The organism is Mixta sp. BE291 (assembly GCF_031457955.1).
Taxonomy (GTDB): domain Bacteria; phylum Pseudomonadota; class Gammaproteobacteria; order Enterobacterales; family Enterobacteriaceae; genus Mixta.
Genome location: NZ_JAVDXN010000003.1, coordinates 539,525 through 556,072 on the forward strand (window position 1 = coordinate 539,525; position 16,548 = coordinate 556,072).

17 protein-coding genes, 1 tRNA gene and 2 rRNA genes are annotated in these 16,548 nt (G+C 54.0%); 17 read left to right on the forward strand and 3 right to left on the reverse strand.

Annotated elements, in window-relative coordinates; all coding sequences use genetic code 11:
* The first annotated feature begins 38 nt into the window (after positions 1–38).
* The 17 genes from acuI to J2X14_RS10135 all read left to right on the forward strand — a co-directional run bounded on the left by acuI (position 39) and on the right by J2X14_RS10135 (position 16,001).
* On the forward strand, positions 39–1,022 hold the full coding sequence (gene acuI / locus J2X14_RS10055; RefSeq protein ID WP_352411056.1) for an acrylyl-CoA reductase (NADPH): 984 nt from the start codon (positions 39–41) through the stop codon (positions 1,020–1,022).
* 118 nt (positions 1,023–1,140) lie between these two features.
* Positions 1,141–2,145, forward strand: coding sequence for a protein-methionine-sulfoxide reductase catalytic subunit MsrP (gene msrP, locus J2X14_RS10060; RefSeq protein ID WP_352411057.1), 1,005 nt, complete (start codon positions 1,141–1,143; stop codon positions 2,143–2,145).
* Complete coding sequence (gene msrQ, locus J2X14_RS10065; RefSeq protein ID WP_352411058.1) at positions 2,146–2,751, forward strand: protein-methionine-sulfoxide reductase heme-binding subunit MsrQ; 606 nt, start codon at positions 2,146–2,148, stop codon at positions 2,749–2,751. It begins immediately after the preceding gene.
* Between the two features lie 235 nt (positions 2,752–2,986).
* Complete coding sequence (aroQ, locus tag J2X14_RS10070; RefSeq protein WP_352411059.1) at positions 2,987–3,439, forward strand: type II 3-dehydroquinate dehydratase; 453 nt, start codon at positions 2,987–2,989, stop codon at positions 3,437–3,439.
* Between the two features lie 21 nt (positions 3,440–3,460).
* Positions 3,461–3,928, forward strand: coding sequence for an acetyl-CoA carboxylase biotin carboxyl carrier protein (gene accB, locus J2X14_RS10075; RefSeq protein WP_085068405.1), 468 nt, complete (start codon positions 3,461–3,463; stop codon positions 3,926–3,928).
* Between the two features lie 11 nt (positions 3,929–3,939).
* Positions 3,940–5,289, forward strand: a complete 1,350-nt coding sequence (accC, locus tag J2X14_RS10080; RefSeq protein WP_352411060.1) for an acetyl-CoA carboxylase biotin carboxylase subunit — start codon at positions 3,940–3,942, stop codon at positions 5,287–5,289.
* Between the two features lie 77 nt (positions 5,290–5,366).
* A complete protein-coding gene (locus tag J2X14_RS10085; RefSeq protein ID WP_352411097.1) occupies positions 5,367–5,609 on the forward strand; it encodes a YhdT family protein in 243 nt (80 codons plus the stop codon).
* A complete protein-coding gene (gene panF / locus J2X14_RS10090) occupies positions 5,599–7,050 on the forward strand; it encodes a sodium/pantothenate symporter (protein ID WP_352411098.1) in 1,452 nt (483 codons plus the stop codon). Before J2X14_RS10085 ends, panF begins: the two co-directional genes overlap by 11 nt.
* Positions 7,051–7,061: 11 nt before the next feature.
* Complete coding sequence (gene prmA, locus J2X14_RS10095; RefSeq protein ID WP_352411061.1) at positions 7,062–7,943, forward strand: 50S ribosomal protein L11 methyltransferase; 882 nt, start codon at positions 7,062–7,064, stop codon at positions 7,941–7,943.
* A 123-nt stretch (positions 7,944–8,066) separates the two neighbouring features.
* Positions 8,067–8,807 (forward strand): carbonic anhydrase, encoded by a 741-nt coding sequence (locus tag J2X14_RS10100; protein ID WP_352411099.1) that lies wholly within the window; start codon positions 8,067–8,069, stop codon positions 8,805–8,807.
* 291 nt (positions 8,808–9,098) lie between these two features.
* Positions 9,099–10,064 (forward strand): tRNA dihydrouridine synthase DusB, encoded by a 966-nt coding sequence (gene dusB, locus J2X14_RS10105; RefSeq protein ID WP_352411062.1) that lies wholly within the window; start codon positions 9,099–9,101, stop codon positions 10,062–10,064.
* A gap of 24 nt (positions 10,065–10,088) precedes the next feature.
* The gene (gene fis, locus J2X14_RS10110; RefSeq protein ID WP_000462905.1) at positions 10,089–10,385 is read left to right on the forward strand and encodes a DNA-binding transcriptional regulator Fis; all 297 of its coding nucleotides are present in this window, start codon (positions 10,089–10,091) and stop codon (positions 10,383–10,385) included.
* A gap of 192 nt (positions 10,386–10,577) precedes the next feature.
* Complete coding sequence (gene lpxP, locus J2X14_RS10115; protein WP_352411063.1) at positions 10,578–11,501, forward strand: kdo(2)-lipid IV(A) palmitoleoyltransferase; 924 nt, start codon at positions 10,578–10,580, stop codon at positions 11,499–11,501.
* Between the two features lie 346 nt (positions 11,502–11,847).
* Positions 11,848–12,873 (forward strand): amino acid ABC transporter substrate-binding protein, encoded by a 1,026-nt coding sequence (locus J2X14_RS10120; RefSeq protein WP_352411064.1) that lies wholly within the window; start codon positions 11,848–11,850, stop codon positions 12,871–12,873.
* 66 nt (positions 12,874–12,939) lie between these two features.
* Positions 12,940–14,118 (forward strand): amino acid ABC transporter permease, encoded by a 1,179-nt coding sequence (locus tag J2X14_RS10125; RefSeq protein ID WP_502889988.1) that lies wholly within the window; start codon positions 12,940–12,942, stop codon positions 14,116–14,118.
* A gap of 15 nt (positions 14,119–14,133) precedes the next feature.
* Positions 14,134–15,234 carry an amino acid ABC transporter permease gene (locus J2X14_RS10130; RefSeq protein ID WP_352411065.1) on the forward strand — a complete coding sequence of 367 codons (1,101 nt, stop codon included), beginning with the start codon at positions 14,134–14,136 and terminating at the stop codon, positions 15,232–15,234.
* 11 nt (positions 15,235–15,245) lie between these two features.
* Positions 15,246–16,001: an amino acid ABC transporter ATP-binding protein gene (locus J2X14_RS10135; protein WP_352411066.1), complete on the forward strand. Its 756-nt coding sequence runs from the start codon at positions 15,246–15,248 to the stop codon at positions 15,999–16,001.
* 100 nt (positions 16,002–16,101) lie between these two features.
* Here J2X14_RS10135 and rrf (J2X14_RS10140) read toward each other — a convergent pair.
* The 3 genes from rrf (J2X14_RS10140) to rrf (J2X14_RS10150) form a co-directional block, all read right to left on the reverse strand.
* Positions 16,102–16,217 (reverse strand): 5S ribosomal RNA (gene rrf / locus J2X14_RS10140).
* A gap of 87 nt (positions 16,218–16,304) precedes the next feature.
* Positions 16,305–16,380, reverse strand: a tRNA-Thr gene (locus J2X14_RS10145).
* A 14-nt stretch (positions 16,381–16,394) separates the two neighbouring features.
* Positions 16,395–16,510 (reverse strand): 5S ribosomal RNA (gene rrf / locus J2X14_RS10150).
* Positions 16,511–16,548 lie beyond the last annotated feature (38 nt).

The window sequence follows — 16,548 nt, forward strand, 5'->3', positions numbered from 1 at the left end:
TATCGTGACTATTGAATAACAAAATTCAGGAGAATCTCATGCAGGCTTTACTGATTGAGCAAACTGACGGCGTTTCCCGCGCAGCGTTGAGTGATATTTCGCCGCAGCAGCTGCCGCCGGGCAACGTGACGGTAGATGTTAGCTGGTCGGGCATCAACTATAAAGATGCGCTGGCCATTACCGGTAAAGGCAAAATTATTCGTCAGTTTCCGATGGTGCCCGGCATCGATTTTGCCGGAAGCGTGCATCACAGCGAGGATCCGCGTTTTCACGTTGGCCAGCAGGTGCTGTTGACCGGTTTTGGCGTCGGTGAAACCCACTGGGGCGGCCTGGCGCAACAGGCGCGGGTTAACGGCGATTGGCTGGTGCCGCTGCCGGAAGGCCTCACGGGGCGTCAGGCGATGATTTTGGGCACCGCCGGTTTTACGGCAATGCTGTGCGTTATGGCGCTGGAAGATGGCGGCATCACACCGGATAAAGGCGATGTGCTGGTTACCGGCGCGAGCGGCGGCGTAGGCAGTACGGCAGTGGCGCTGCTTAGCGCGCTGGGCTATCAGGTCACCGCCGTCAGCGGCCGGGAAAGCAATAGTGATTACCTGCGTCAGCTTGGCGCCGTGAATGTCCTGCCGCGCAGCGAGTTTAACGGCGAAAGCCGTCCGCTGGAGAAACAGCGCTGGGCCGGGGCGATCGACACCGTTGGCGACAAGGTGCTGGCCAGTGTGCTGGCGCAAATGCACTACTCTGGCGTGGTGGCTGCCTGCGGTTTAGCGGGTGGCTTTGCGCTACCAACCTCAGTGATGCCGTTTATTCTGCGTAATGTGCGTTTGCAGGGCGTTGATTCCGTACAGACGCCCACCGCGCGCCGTATCGAAGCCTGGAAACGCCTGGTGAAAACCGTACCGGCCCACTTCTATCAGCAGGCCACCACGGAAGTGACCTTAGCGGAAGCCGCCGATGCTGCGCAGCGTCTGCTGGAAAACAAAGTGACCGGCCGCACGCTGGTAAAAATCGCGCAGGCCTAAACAGTCCCAGGAAATTTCATATTTTCACGTAAAAACGCGCGCCGGATTGACGTTTTGCTTCATGCTTAGTTATCTGCTCCCCGCCAGTATCGCGGGGAGCCTGCACAGGAGTAAAGCCATGAAGCCGGTGAATAAGCTAACCGAAGCGGATGTAACCCCCGAAACGATTTTCCACCAGCAGCGTCGTCAGGTGCTGAAGGCGCTGGGTATCAGCGCGGCGGCGCTCAGCGTTCCGGGAGGCGCGCGTGCCGACGTGCTTTCCTGGTTCAAGGGCAACGATCGCCCGCCCGCGCCCGCCGGTCGTCCGCTGGATTTCAGCAAGCCTGACGCCTGGCAGGCAGACCTGCCGCTCACGCCGGAAGAGAAGGTCAGCGGTTACAATAATTTTTATGAATTCGGCCTGGATAAAGCGGATCCCGCCGCCAACGCCGGTACGCTGCAAACAGAGAACTGGAAAATCCGTATCGACGGCGAAGTGGCAAAACCGCTGACGCTGGATATGGATGATATTTTTAAACGCTTTCCCCAGCAGCAGCGGATTTATCGTATGCGCTGCGTTGAAGCCTGGTCGATGGTGGTCCCGTGGATTGGTTTTGAGCTGGGCGCGTTGCTAAAAGCGGCCGAGCCCACCAGCAATGCGCGCTATGTCGCGTTTCAAACGCTTTACGCGCCCGATCAGATGCCGGGGCAAAAGGATCGCTTTATTGGCGGCGGGCTGGATTATCCCTATGTTGAAGGGCTACGCCTGGATGAAGCGATGCATCCTCTGACGCTGCTTACCACGGGCGTTTATGGCAAAGCGCTGCCGCCGCAAAACGGTGCCCCGATCCGCCTGACGGTGCCGTGGAAATATGGCTTTAAAAACATTAAATCCATTGTTCATATCAAGCTCACGCGCGATCGGCCGCCGACCACCTGGAATCAACTGGCGCCCGATGAGTACGGTTTCTTTGCTAACGTTAATCCGCATGTGGATCATCCGCGTTGGTCGCAGGCCAGCGAGCGCGTTATCAGCAACGGCGGCATTCTGGATGTGAAACGCCAGCCGACGCTGTTATTTAACGGCTATGCAGATCAGGTCGCCTCGCTCTACCGTGGGCTGGATTTAAGGGAGAATTATTGAGTGCGCCTGACATTAAAACAGATAACCGGCCTGAAAATCCTGCTGCATCTGGCAGGATTGTTGCCCCTGCTGTGGCTAATCTTCTCCGTGCTGCAGGGCACGGGGTTTAGCGCCGATCCGGCGAAAGATATTCAGCACTTTACCGGCCGCACGGCGTTAAAGTTCCTGCTCGCGACGCTGCTGGTGACGCCGTTGGCCCGCTATGGCCGTCAGCCGTTGCTGATGCGCGTGCGTCGCCTGCTGGGATTGTGGTGTTTCGCCTGGGCCACGCTGCATCTGGTGAGCTATGCGCTGTTAGAACTGGGTCTCAATAATCTGTCGCTGCTGGGAAAAGAGTTAATTTCACGTCCTTATTTAACCCTGGGCATTATCAGCTGGGCGATCCTGCTGGCGCTGGCGGTGACCTCGTTGCAGAAATTTCAGCGCAAACTGGGGCCGCGCTGGCAAACGCTGCATAATTTTGTTTATCTGGTCGCGATACTGGCGCCAATACATTATATCTGGTCAGTTAAAGTCATTTCGCCGCAGCCGCTGATTTACGCCTTACTGGCCATTATCCTGCTAGTCTGGCGTTATAAGAAATTTCGCCGTTGGTGGCCGAAATAGCGGCATAATTTGTGCCGCATCCCACATATCTGTTTAACTCCACGGAAAGTTTCCCCGCTCGCGTTGATAATCTCCGCAGATACGACCAGTATTTAGCTGCGAAAAGTAACGAAATAGATATAATGTCCGGCTTCGGTTGTTGTGTAAGGCTCTTTTTCACTTCAGAAAGGTGACAAATGGCTTTTCACGAGGTATTTTACGCGATGCCTCACTTATTGCAGGAGATAGCAGCAAAATGGCGCATGATTTTCATATTCTGCTCTTGAATGGCCCCAACCTCAATTTATTGGGGACGCGTGAGCCAGACAAATATGGGCACGCCACGCTGTCCGGGATCGTAGACGATCTGACATCGCAGGCCAGCGCGCTGAATGTGAAATTAAGCCATTTACAGTCGAATGCAGAACACGTTCTGATTGATCGTATTCACGAGGCGAAAGACAACGTTGATTACATTATTATCAACCCGGCGGCGTTTACTCATACCAGCGTAGCGCTACGTGATGCGTTGCTGGCGGTGGCTATTCCCTTTATCGAGGTGCATATCACCAATGTGCATGCCCGCGAGTCTTTCCGCCACCATTCCTGGCTTTCTGATATTGCTGCCGGTGTAATCTGTGGACTTGGCGTCGACGGTTACGCCTGGGCTTTACAAACGGCAGTAAAACGCCTGTCAAAATCAAATTAAACAGAGTACGGAACCACACTCATGGATATTCGTAAGATTAAAAAACTGATCGAACTGGTTGAAGAATCCGGTATCGCCGAACTTGAAATTTCTGAAGGCGAAGAATCAGTTCGTATCAGCCGCGCACCTGCAGCCGCTCCTTATCCCATGATGCAACAGGCTTACGCCGTACCGGCTCCGCAGCCGGCGCTGGCTACCGCCGTTGCCCCAGCCAGCGCGCCAGCGATTGAAGCGCCGGCCGCCGCTGAACTGAGTGGTCATATTGTTCGCTCACCGATGGTTGGCACCTTCTACCGCACCCCAAGCCCGGACGCAAAAGCGTTTGTTGAAGTGGGCCAGAAGGTCAATATCGGCGATACCCTGTGCATCGTTGAAGCCATGAAAATGATGAACCAGATCGAAGCAGACAAGGCGGGCGTGGTTAAAGCTATCCTGGTCGAGAGCGGTCAACCTGTTGAGTTTGACGAGCCGCTGGTCGTCATCGAATAACGAGGCGAACCATGCTGGATAAAATTGTTATTGCCAACCGTGGTGAGATTGCCCTGCGTATTTTGCGTGCCTGTAAAGAACTGGGCATCAAAACCGTTGCGGTTCACTCCACCGCCGATCGTGATTTAAAACATGTGCTGCTGGCTGACGAAACCGTCTGTATCGGTCCGGCACCGTCCGTTAAAAGCTACCTGAATATTCCGGCGCTAATTTCCGCAGCGGAGATCACCGGCGCGGTGGCGATCCACCCAGGCTACGGCTTCCTGTCTGAGAATGCCGATTTTGCCGAGCAGGTTGAGCGCTCCGGCTTTATTTTCATCGGTCCGCGTGCCGAAACGATTCGTCTGATGGGCGATAAAGTTTCGGCTATCGGCGCGATGAAAAAAGCGGGCGTGCCGTGCGTACCTGGCTCTGACGGCCCGCTGGGCGATGATATGGAAAAGAACCGGGCGTTTGCGAAACGCATCGGCTATCCGGTGATCATCAAAGCCTCCGGCGGCGGCGGCGGACGCGGTATGCGCGTGGTCCGTGGCGATAAAGATCTGGAAACCTCCATCAACATGACGCGTGCGGAAGCGAAAGCGGCTTTCAACAACGACATGGTCTACATGGAGAAGTACCTCGAGAATCCGCGCCATATCGAGATTCAGGTACTGGCTGACGGTCAGGGCAACGCCATCTATCTGGCTGAGCGTGACTGTTCTATGCAGCGTCGTCACCAGAAAGTGGTGGAAGAAGCGCCAGCGCCAGGCATTACCGCAGAAATGCGCCGTTATATCGGCGAGCGCTGCACCCAGGCGTGCGTTGAGATCGGCTATCGCGGCGCAGGCACCTTCGAGTTCCTGTATGAAAACGGTGAGTTCTACTTTATTGAGATGAACACCCGTATTCAGGTTGAGCATCCGGTTACCGAGATGATCACCGGCGTGGATCTGATCAAAGAGCAGCTGCGTATTGCTGCCGGTCAGCCGCTGTCGATCAAGCAGGAAGAAGTGGTGGTGAAAGGCCACGCGGTGGAGTGCCGTATTAACGCGGAAGATCCTAACACCTTCCTGCCGAGTCCGGGCAAAATCACCCGCTTCCATGCGCCGGGTGGTTTTGGCGTGCGTTGGGAATCGCATATTTATGCCGGTTATACCGTACCGCCGTACTACGACTCCATGATCGGTAAGCTGATCACCTACGGCGAAAACCGTGATGTGGCGATTGCCCGCATGAAAAACGCGCTGGCTGAACTGATTATCGACGGCATTAAAACCAACGTCGAGCTGCAGATGAAGATCATGTGCGACGAAAACTTCCAGCACGGTGGTACTAATATCCACTATCTGGAGAAAAAGCTGGGTCTGGCAGAGAAGTAATTTCCTGTTGCCCTGTCTGAGGCCGGCTTGTCCGGCCTTTTTTCTTTTTGGTTTTGCTGATGATGAAAAGCACTTTTATCGATCCGCGCTTTATTCAGGCACACCGTGAGGCCCGTTGGTCCTTCTGGCTGACAGTGGCTTATCTTGTTGTCTGGGCGCTATCTGCCTGGCTGGGCGGTATGCAGCCCGGCGTGACCGGCCTGCCGCGCTGGTTTGAACTTTCCTGCCTGTTTGCGCCGCTGCTGTTTATTTTCCTGTGCTGGCTGATGATTCGCTTCTGCTTCCGTGATATTCCGCTGGAGGACGATGATGCAAACTGAAGTCATTCTTCCTCTGCTTGGTTACCTGTTGTTGATCGCCCTGCTCTCGGTTTATGCCATGCGCAAGCGCCGCCAGGGAAACTTCCTTAACGAATATTTTCTTGGCGGTCGCTCCATGGGCGGCTTCGTGCTGGCGATGACGCTGACCACCACCTATATTAGCGCCAGCTCGTTTATTGGCGGGCCGGGCGCCGCCTACAAATATGGGCTGGGCTGGGTACTGTTATCAATGATTCAGGTGCCCGCCGTTTGGTTATCGCTGGGCGTGCTGGGTAAAAAATTCGCGATTCTGGCGCGGCGTTATAATGCCGTTACGCTCAACGATATGCTCTATGCGCGCTATCGCAGCACGCTGGTGGTCTGGCTGGCCAGCATTAGCCTGCTGGTGGCGTTTATCGGGGCCATGACCGTGCAGTTTATCGGCGGCGCACGGCTGCTGGAAACCGCCGCAGGGATCCCCTACGACACCGGCCTGCTGATCTTTGGCGGCACCATCGCGCTCTATACCGCTTTCGGCGGCTTTCGCGCCAGCGTGCTGAACGATGCGATGCAGGGGCTGGTGATGTTAATCGGCACCTTTTTGTTACTGTTCGCCGTTATCCATGCGGCGGGCGGGATGCATGCCGCCGTCGACAAGTTGCAGCATATCGATGCGCGTTTGGTGACGCCGCAGGGCGTGGATAATATTATTACGCCTACCTTCCTCTCCTCCTTTATTGTCCTGGTCTGCTTTGGCGTGATCGGCTTGCCGCATACTGCGGTACGCTGTATCTCCTATAAAGACAGTAAAGCGGTGCATCGCGGCATTATCTTTGGCACGATTGTGGTTTCGTTGCTGGTGTTTGGCATGCACCTGGCGGGCGCGCTGGGCCGGGCGATTCTGCCCGATCTGACCATCCCGGATCGCGTGATTCCTACTTTGATGCTGACCGTTCTGCCGCCGTTCGCCGCCGGGATCTTTCTGGCCGCGCCGATGGCAGCGATCATGTCGACGATCAATGCGCAGCTGCTGCAATCTTCCGCGACGATCGTTAAAGATCTCTACCTGCGTCTCTATCCGCAACAGATAGAAAATGAGCCGCGCCTGCGTCGTCTCTCCGGTATGGTGACGCTGGTGCTGGGGATCCTGTTGTTGCTGGCGGCGTGGAATCCGCCTGATATGCTGATCTGGCTGAATCTGCTGGCGTTCGGCGGGCTGGAGGCGGTTTTCCTCTGGCCGCTGGTGTTAGGCCTCTATTGGGAAAAAGCGAATGCCGCCGGCGCCCTGAGCGCCATGATTGTCGGCGCGGGTTGTTATACCCTGTTGGAGACGCTGAAAATGCAGCCGGCGGGCTTTCATCCTATCGTGCCCGCCCTGCTGCTAAGCCTGCTGGCATTTATTATCGGTAACCTGTTTGGTCGTTCGACTTCCGCGTCGGATGCCTCTTCACTGTATGAATAAAGAGAATCGCTATGCCCTGGATACAAATTAAGATCAACACAACCGGCGCGGATGCAGAAGCGCTGGGTGACCTGTTAATGGAACAGGGAGCCGTGTCGGTAACCTTCCAGGATACCCACGATACGCCGGTGTTTGAACCGCTGCCGGGCGAGACGCGCCTGTGGGGCGATACCGATGCTATCGGCCTGTTTGATGCCGAAACCGATATGGCAGAAGTGGTGAGCCTGCTGGAACAGGATCCGCTGCTGGGTCAGGAATTTCGCCATAAGATCGAGCAGATCGAAGACAAGGACTGGGAACGCGAATGGATGGAAAACTTCCATCCGATGCGTTTTGGCGAACGTTTATGGATCTGCCCCAGCTGGCGTGATGTGCCCGATCCCAATGCGGTGAACGTCATGCTCGATCCGGGCCTTGCTTTCGGCACCGGCACGCACCCCACCACCGCCATGTGTCTGAGCTGGCTCGACGGGCTCGATCTGCAGGGCAAGACCGTGATCGATTTCGGCTGCGGCTCCGGTATTCTCGCTATCGCCGCTCTCAAGCTTGGCGCTGCGCAGGCGATCGGGATTGATATTGACCCGCAGGCGATTCAGGCCAGCCGCGATAACGCGGAGCGTAACGGCGTATCCGAGCGCTTATCGCTTTATCTGCCCCACCAGCAGCCAGACAACCTGAGCGCAGATGTGGTGGTAGCGAACATCCTCGCCGGGCCGCTGCGCGAACTGGCCCCGCTGATCGGCGTTCTGCCGAAACAGGGCGGCTATTTAGGTCTGTCAGGCATTCTTGCCAGCCAGGCGGACAGCGTGTGTGAAGCTTACGCGGAACGCTTTACGCTTGATCCAGTAGCGGAAAAAGAAGAGTGGTGTCGCATCACAGGGCAGCGCAAGTAGCCTTCTGCCAGCGCGTCTTTAGCAATCGTTAAAGACGCGTTGCGCTATCGTACCTTGCTTTACTATCCGGTTGCGTGGTTAGTTCAATAACTAACTGATCAACCGTACAAGGATAGTAACGTGATGAAAACCCAACATTTACTCTTACCTTTCGCCTTGTTAGGTATGCCGACTGCCGCGATTCCAGCGGCCTCCTGCTGGGGCTATTCAGGTGAATCTGCGCCGGAAAACTGGAGCAAACTGGATCCCGCGTTTGCCGCCTGCGAAAAAGGGGTTTACCAGTCGCCGATCAATATCCGCAACGCGATCAAAGGCAAGCTTCCTCCCCTTTCTCTCTCTTTCACAGCCAAGAAGAATGCCCTCGTTCATAATGGGCATACCCTTCAAATTAACGTGGCGGATGGCGATAAGCTCAGGCTCGATAACCAGGATTTCACGCTACAGCAGTGCCATTTCCATATGCCCTCGGAAAATTTAATTGACGGTAAAAGCTATCCGCTGGAGGCGCATTTTGTTTATCGTAACGACCAGAACCAGCTGGCGGTGGTTGGCGTGATGTTTGTGAAAGGCGAGGCCAACACCGCGATTGCATATCTGCTGCGGAACTTGCCCAGGCAGATAAACGTCGCCGTGCCGCTGACAGCAGCATTCTCGCTCGCCTCGTTACTACCAAAAAATAAAAGCTATTACCGCTTCAGTGGCTCGTTAACCACGCCGCCCTGTACAGAAGGCGTACGCTGGCTGATCCTGCGCCAGCCGGTTGAGCTTTCCGCCGCCCAGATCAACGCGTTCAGCGCCGCATTGGGCATACGCAATAATCGCCCCGTGCATCCGCTGCATGGACGCATGGTTGTTACTGAATAGTCACTAAGATATGGCGTTAAATGCATCATATTGCGTGCTCCGGCGCTTCTGTGCGGCCTGCTCGGCTATCTTTTAGGGTGTTATCTGGCTCACAAAATAAGAAAAAAATTAGTTCACAATTTCGCCATCAATTCTTAATACCCTGTTTATTAAGGATAATATCTAAAAACCGAGGCGATAAAGCACTTTTCCATGATTTTTACCCGTTGATTGTTCAAAGTTTGGCCTTTCATCTTCGGTAAAAAATGCGTAATATACGCCGCCTTGCGAGTAGATACGGTCACTTCTTTCATGCGCATTGGACAACACCAGCTCCGTAATCAACTGATAGCCGCTCCGATGGCCGGTATTACAGACAGGCCCTTCAGAACGCTCTGTTATCAGATGGGAGCCGGTATGGCCGTTTCCGAGATGATGTCGTCGAACCCAGAGGTTTGGGCCAGCGATAAGTCCCGTTTGCGTATGGTACATAGTGACGAGCCCGGAATTCGCGCCGTGCAGATTGCCGGTTGCGATCCTGAAGAAATGGCTGAAGCGGCCCGGATTAATGTGGCATCCGGCGCTCAGGTTATTGATATCAATATGGGCTGCCCGGCCAAAAAAGTTAATCGTAAGATGGCAGGCTCCGCGCTGCTGCAATACCCAGAAGTGGTGAAGAATATTCTTACCGCTGTGGTTAATGCCGTAGAGGTGCCGGTTACCTTAAAGATTCGTACCGGCTGGGATAGAGATAATCGTAATTGCACTGAAATTGCCCAATTGGCTGAACGTTGTGGTATCCAGGCCCTGACCATTCATGGCCGTACCCGTGCCTGTTTGTTCAACGGTAACGCTGAATACGACAGCATTCGGACAGTTAAGCAGAACGTTTCCATTCCGGTTATCGCGAACGGAGACATTACTGACCCGCACAAGGCCAGGGCGGTGCTCGACTATACGGGAGCTGATGCTCTGATGATAGGACGCGCCGCTCAGGGAAGACCGTGGATCTTCCGGGAAATCCAGCATTATCTGGACACTGGGGAGTTGCTCCCACCCATGCCGCTGGCAGAAGTGAGGCGCTTGCTCATCGGGCACATACGGGAACTGCACGACTTTTACGGTCACGGCAAGGGATACCGTATTGCACGAAAACACGTTTCCTGGTATCTCCAGGAGAACGCCCCAAACGACCAGTTTCGGCGCACATTCAACGCCATTGAGGATGCCAGCGAACAGCTGGAGGCGTTGGAGGCATACTTCGAAAAACTTGCGTAAACGAAATAAAGAGCTGACAGAACTATGTTCGAACAACGCGTAAATTCTGACGTACTGACCGTTTCTACCGTTAACTCACAGGATCAGGTGACGCAAAAGCCGCTGCGTGATTCGGTAAAACAGGCACTGAAGAACTATTTTGCTCAACTGAATGGTCAGGATGTTAATGATCTGTATGAGCTGGTACTGGCTGAAGTAGAGCAGCCTCTGTTGGACATGGTGATGCAATATACCCGTGGCAACCAGACCCGTGCAGCCCTGATGATGGGCATCAACCGCGGCACGCTGCGTAAGAAACTGAAAAAATACGGCATGAATTAATTTCTACGCTGTGAAAAAAGGCGCTCCATCCGGATGCGCCTTTTTTAATGCCCGGATCTCAAGAATTGTCCGGTTTTTGTAAATCTTGGCCGCCCGGCCTAACTTCTGTGTACGATCGTTGTCTGAAAAACTGTATCGCGACTGATTGGCATCTTTATGCGTTACACCTTTTTTTATGCATATGAGAGCGTCATGAAATCATCACCACGTTTTACCCTGAATATGCTGCACCCCCGCTATTGGCTTACCTGGTTCGGTCTTGGCGTCCTGTTTCTGCTGGTCCAGCTTCCTTTTCCTATGATCGAACGCCTCGGCGTTTGGATGGGTCGCACCTCGATGCGCTTTTTGCCGCGCCGGGTGCGTATTACGCGACGTAACTTAGAGCTCTGCTTTCCCGACCTTAGCGCGTGTGAATTAGAGCAGCGCATTATTCATAATTTCGAATCGTTGGGCATGGGCCTGATGGAAACCGGCATGGCGTGGTTCTGGCCAGACGCGCGTGTAAAACGCTGGTTTACCGTTAACGGTTTGCATAATTTGCAGGCGGCGCAGCAAAATAAACGCGGCGCGCTGATTATCGGCGTACATTTTATGTCGCTGGAGCTGGGCGGTCGCACCATGGGGCTGTGTCAGCCGATGATGGCGATGTACCGCCCGCATAACAATAAGCTGATGGAATGGGTGCAAACCAAAGGTCGTACCCGTTCTAATAAGGCGATGATCGATCGCCGCGATCTGCGTGGCATGGTGAAAGCGCTGAAACAAGGCGAAGCAGTTTGGTTCGCGCCCGATCAGGATTACGGCCCGAAAGGCAGCGTGTTCGCTCCGCTGTTTGCCGTTCCGCAGGCGGCGACCACTAACGGCACCTTTATGCTGGCCCGCATGGCGAAACCGGCCATGATCACCGTGGTGCTGATCCGTAAAGAACGCGGTCAGGGATATGAACTGGTGATTCAGCCGCAGCTGGAAGATTATCCGCTGGACGATGAGCAGGCCGCCGCTGCCTATATGAACAAAATCATCGAGCGGGAAATTCTGCGCGCGCCAAGCCAATATTTATGGCTGCACCGCCGTTTCAAAACCCGACCGGCAGGCGCGACGTCGCTCTACCAGTAACCTCTCCATAGTTACCAGCCCGTTAGTGGAAACGCTAGCGGGCTTTTTTATGCCCAATCGGCTGCGGCACGTAATGTGCGCGTCACTTCACAATCCGCCAATCCTTTCTAACTCTTTGCACTCTTTGTGATCGCGGCGACTTACGCCGCCTCATACTGGTGCGCGATAGTAACCAAACTTTTTCATCACCTTCAGTTATTAATACCGTCCCTACAAAAAATCAGGATTCTGCAACTCTGGCACTTTCCTTGCAGAGTTGTGGATGGCTGACCGCCACAGACAGGAAAAGCGCAGCAAAAGCGCTCGTCACCCCATAACAATACGATCACGCCACACAGGATTATTTATGAATAAAATGATGCTTTCCGCTCTGTTTGCTACCGCGTCGCTGCTGGCTGTTGCCAACCAGGCCCATGCAGGCACTACGCTTGATGCGATTAAAAAGAAAGGGTTTATTCAGTGCGGGATCAGCGATGGCCTGCCTGGCTTTTCCTACGCGGACGCCAGCGGTAAATTTACCGGTTTGGATGTCGATGTGTGCCGCGCTACCGCCGCCGCGCTATTCGGCGACGCCACTAAGGTGAAGTACACCCCGCTCACCGCTAAAGAGCGTTTTACTGCCCTGCAATCGGGCGAAGTGGACATTTTATCGCGCAATACCACCTGGACCTCCTCACGCGATGGCGGTATGGGCTTCCTGTTTGCAGGCGTTAACTACTATGACGGCATCGGCTTTCTGACCCATAACAAAGCCGGACTGAAAAGTGCCAAAGAGCTTGATGGTGCAACCGTATGTATTCAGGCCGGTACCGATACCGAGTTAAACGTGGCGGACTATTTTAAAGCCAATAAGATGCAGTATACGCCGGTGACCTTTGACCGCTCCGATGAGTCAGCCAAGGCGCTCGACAGCGGCCGCTGCGATACGCTGGCTTCCGATCAATCACAGCTGTACGCCCTGCGTATCAAGCTCGGCGCGCCCGATGAGTTTATCGTGCTGCCGGAAGTGATTTCAAAAGAGCCGCTGGGGCCTCTGGTTCGTCGCGGTGATGATGACTGGTTCACCATTGTTAAATGGTCGTTCTACGCCATGCTGAATGCCGAAGAGATGGGCATCAGTTCGAAGAATGTTGATCAAATGGCCGCTAACCCCACCACGCCGGATATGGCGCATTTACTGGGCGCGGAAGGCGATTTTGGTAAGGATCTGAAGCTGGATAATAAGTGGGCGTATAACATTATCAAACAGGTCGGTAACTATCAGGAGAGTTTCGATCGCAACGTAGGTAAAGATAGCGCGCTTAAGATTGCCCGTGGGCAAAATGCGCTTTGGAAAGATGGCGGTATCCAGTACGCACCTCCGGTACGTTAATGCCTGCAGTCACTACGGGCGCCGTCAATGGCGCCCTCGCCAGCCTTCTCGCTTCTGAGGTCAATCATGTCTCAACGCCCAACCGTGAAAAGGGACTTTTCATTCTCTAATCCTGCGGTTCGCGCCTGGCTCTACCAGATTGTCGCCGTGCTCGCGGTTTTTTCCGTGGTGGGTTATCTCATCCATAACACCGTGATTAATCTGGCCAACCGAGGCATTACCTCCGGCTTCGGCTTTCTCGAACGCAGCGCAGGCTTCGGGATTGTTCAGCACCTTATCGACTACTCCGGCGGCGATACCTATGCCCGCGTTTTCCTGGTTGGCTTAACCAATACGCTGTTGGTCTCTGCGCTCTGTATTGTGTTTGCGTCCATTCTGGGTTTTTTTATGGGCCTGGCGCGTCTGTCTGATAACTGGCTGCTGCGTAAAATATCCACGTTCTATATTGAGACCTTCCGCAATATTCCGCCGTTGCTGCAGATATTTTTCTGGTACTTCGCCGTGCTGCGTAATTTGCCCGGCCCGCGCCAGGCGTTGAGCGCTTTCGATCTGGCTTTTGTTAGTAATCGAGGGCTATATATCCCCTGGCCCGTCTATACCTCAGGCACGCTGCCCTTTCTCGCCGCCCTGCTGTTAGCCGTGATTGTTACCATCGCCCTGTTTCGTTTTAATCGCACTTATCAGCTGAAAACCGGTCGGCTACGCCGCACCTGGCCCGCCGCGTTGGCTATGCTGATTGGCTTTCCTGTGGTTGCTCATCTGCTGTTTGGTGCCGCTATGCACTGGGATATTCCCGCACTGCGCGGCTTTAACTTTCGTGGCGGCTTTGTCCTGATACCGGAACTGGCAGCGCTAACGCTGGCGCTCTCTATTTATACGTCTTCATTTATCGCTGAAGTGATCCGTTCCGGCATTCAGTCAGTGCCGCATGGGCAGAATGAAGCCGCCATGTCGTTGGGTTTACCCAATCCGGTGACCTTGCGGCAGGTGATTATTCCGCAGGCGATGCGGGTGATTATTCCTCCGCTTACCAGTCAGTATCTGAATATTGTTAAAAACTCCTCGCTGGCGGCGGCTATTGGCTATCCCGATATGGTTTCGCTGTTTGCCGGTACGGTACTTAATCAGACCGGCCAGGCAATAGAGACGATTGCCATGACGATGGCGGTTTATCTGACCATCAGTCTGCTGATCTCGCTGCTTATGAACATTTACAACCGCAAGATCGCCCTGGTTGAGCGTTAAAAGGTACGGCATATCATGACAGTGACTACACACGATGCTTCTCCCGTTACGCCCAATGTCATCACGCGTATGTCACGCTGGGCACGCAAAAACCTCTTTTCCAGCTGGTTTAATACGCTGCTGACGTTGCTCTGTTTATGGATTATATGGAGCGTTATTCCACCTGCTCTGAACTGGCTGATTTTTCAGGCTAACTGGTTTGGCGACAGCCGGGCCGACTGCACTAAAGAGGGCGCCTGCTGGGTCTTTATTCATGCGCGTTTTGGCCAGTTTATGTATGGCCTTTATCCGCACGAGCTGCGCTGGCGTATTAATGTTGCGTTAATTGTTGGGCTGCTTTCACTGATCCCCATGTTTATCAGCCGCATGCCGCGTCGCGGCAGCTATATTGCCGTCTGGGCAGTGGTGTATCCGCTGTTTGTCTGGTTGATGCTCTATGGTGGTTTGTTCGGTCTGGAACGGGTGGAAACCCGCCAGTGGGGCGGTTTAACGTTGACGCTGATTATTGCGGCGGTGGGTATTGCCGGTGCTTTACCGCTGGGTATTTTACTGGCGCTGGGACGTCGCTCAACCATGCCGGTGGTACGGGCGCTGTCAGTAATTTTTATTGAATTCTGGCGTGGCGTTCCACTGATTACCGTTCTGTTTATGTCATCCGTTATGTTGCCGCTGTTTATGGCAGAGGGAACCTCGATAGATAAGCTGGTGCGGGCGCTGGTCGGGGTCATTTTGTTCCAGTCGGCTTATGTCGCGGAGGTAGTGCGCGGCGGCCTGCAGGCGTTACCGAAAGGACAAACTGAGGCTGCGGAGTCTTTAGCGCTTGGCTACTGGAAAACGCAGCTGCTGGTCATTCTTCCGCAGGCTCTCAAACTGACCATCCCCGGTCTGGTAAATACCATTATTGCCCTGTTCAAGGATACCAGCCTGGTGATCATTATTGGTTTATTTGATCTGTTCAGCAGCGTACAGCAGGCCACGGTCGATCCCGCCTGGCTTGGCATGTCGACTGAAGGCTACGTTTTTGCCGCGCTGGTTTACTGGATCTTTTGTTTCAGTATGTCGCGTTACAGTCAGCACCTTGAGAGTCGTTTCAACACCGGGCGTAAAGCACACTAAAGGATACTCTAATGAAATCAGTTACTCATTCTGCCGCTACGATGATTACGCTCGAAAATGTGAATAAGTGGTATGGGCAGTTTCACGTTCTGAAAGATATTAACCTGACGGTGAAACCCCGTGAACGCATCGTGCTATGCGGCCCTTCCGGCTCCGGCAAATCCACGACCATTCGCTGTATTAACCACCTTGAGGAGCATCAGCAAGGTCGCATCATTGTTGATGGCATTCATCTGAATGACGATCTGCGCAATATTGAAAAGGTGCGCACGGAAGTGGGTATGGTATTTCAACACTTTAATCTTTTCCCTCATCTGACCGTGCTGCAGAACTGTACGCTTGCACCCATTTGGGTGCGCAAAACGCCTAAAAAAGAGGCTGAGGCGCTGGCTATGCACTATCTGGAGCGGGTGCGTATCGCAGAACATGCACATAAGTTTCCAGGGCAAATTTCTGGCGGGCAGCAGCAGCGCGTAGCGATTGCCCGTTCGCTGTGCATGAAGCCAAAAATTATGCTGTTTGATGAGCCAACTTCCGCGCTGGATCCGGAAATGGTGAAAGAGGTGCTGGATACGATGATTGGTCTGGCTGAGGATGGTATGACTATGCTTTGCGTAACGCATGAGATGGGATTTGCGCGTACCGTTGCCGATCGCGTGATCTTTATGGATCGCGGAGAAATTGTTGAGCAGGCACCGCCTGAAGAGTTTTTTGCTCATCCTAAATCTGAGCGGACGCGTATGTTTTTATCGCAGGTTATTCATTAAATCTGTTATGACATCTGCCCTGACTGGGCAGATAAAAAATTTTCAGGCCGCAGACACGAAAAAGCCCCAGCTTTCGCTGAGGCTCTGTCGTTTGTTTGATGCCTGGCAGTTCCCTACTCTCGCATGGGGAGACCCCACACTACCATCGGCGCTACGGCGTTTCACTACTGAGTTCGGCATGGGGTCAGGTGGGACCACCGCGCTCTAGCCGCCAGGCAAATCTTTTTATAAGTTGTCTAAGACGACTTATTTAAACTGTTGCTTTTTTCAAGCATGGGCCACAATCGTGCGCCCTGATAAAACTGGTGCTGATACCCAGAGTCGAACTGGGGACCTCACCCTTACCAAGGGTGCGCTCTACCAACTGAGCCATATCAGCACACTAAATTTGATGCCTGGCAGTTCCCTACTCTCGCATGGGGAGGCCCCACACTACCATCGGCGCTGCGGCATTTCACTTCTGAGTTCGGCATGGGGTCAGGTGGGACCACCGCGCTCTTGCCGCCAGGCAAATTCTTTGTGCTCAAACGAATCTTTTACCCTGATG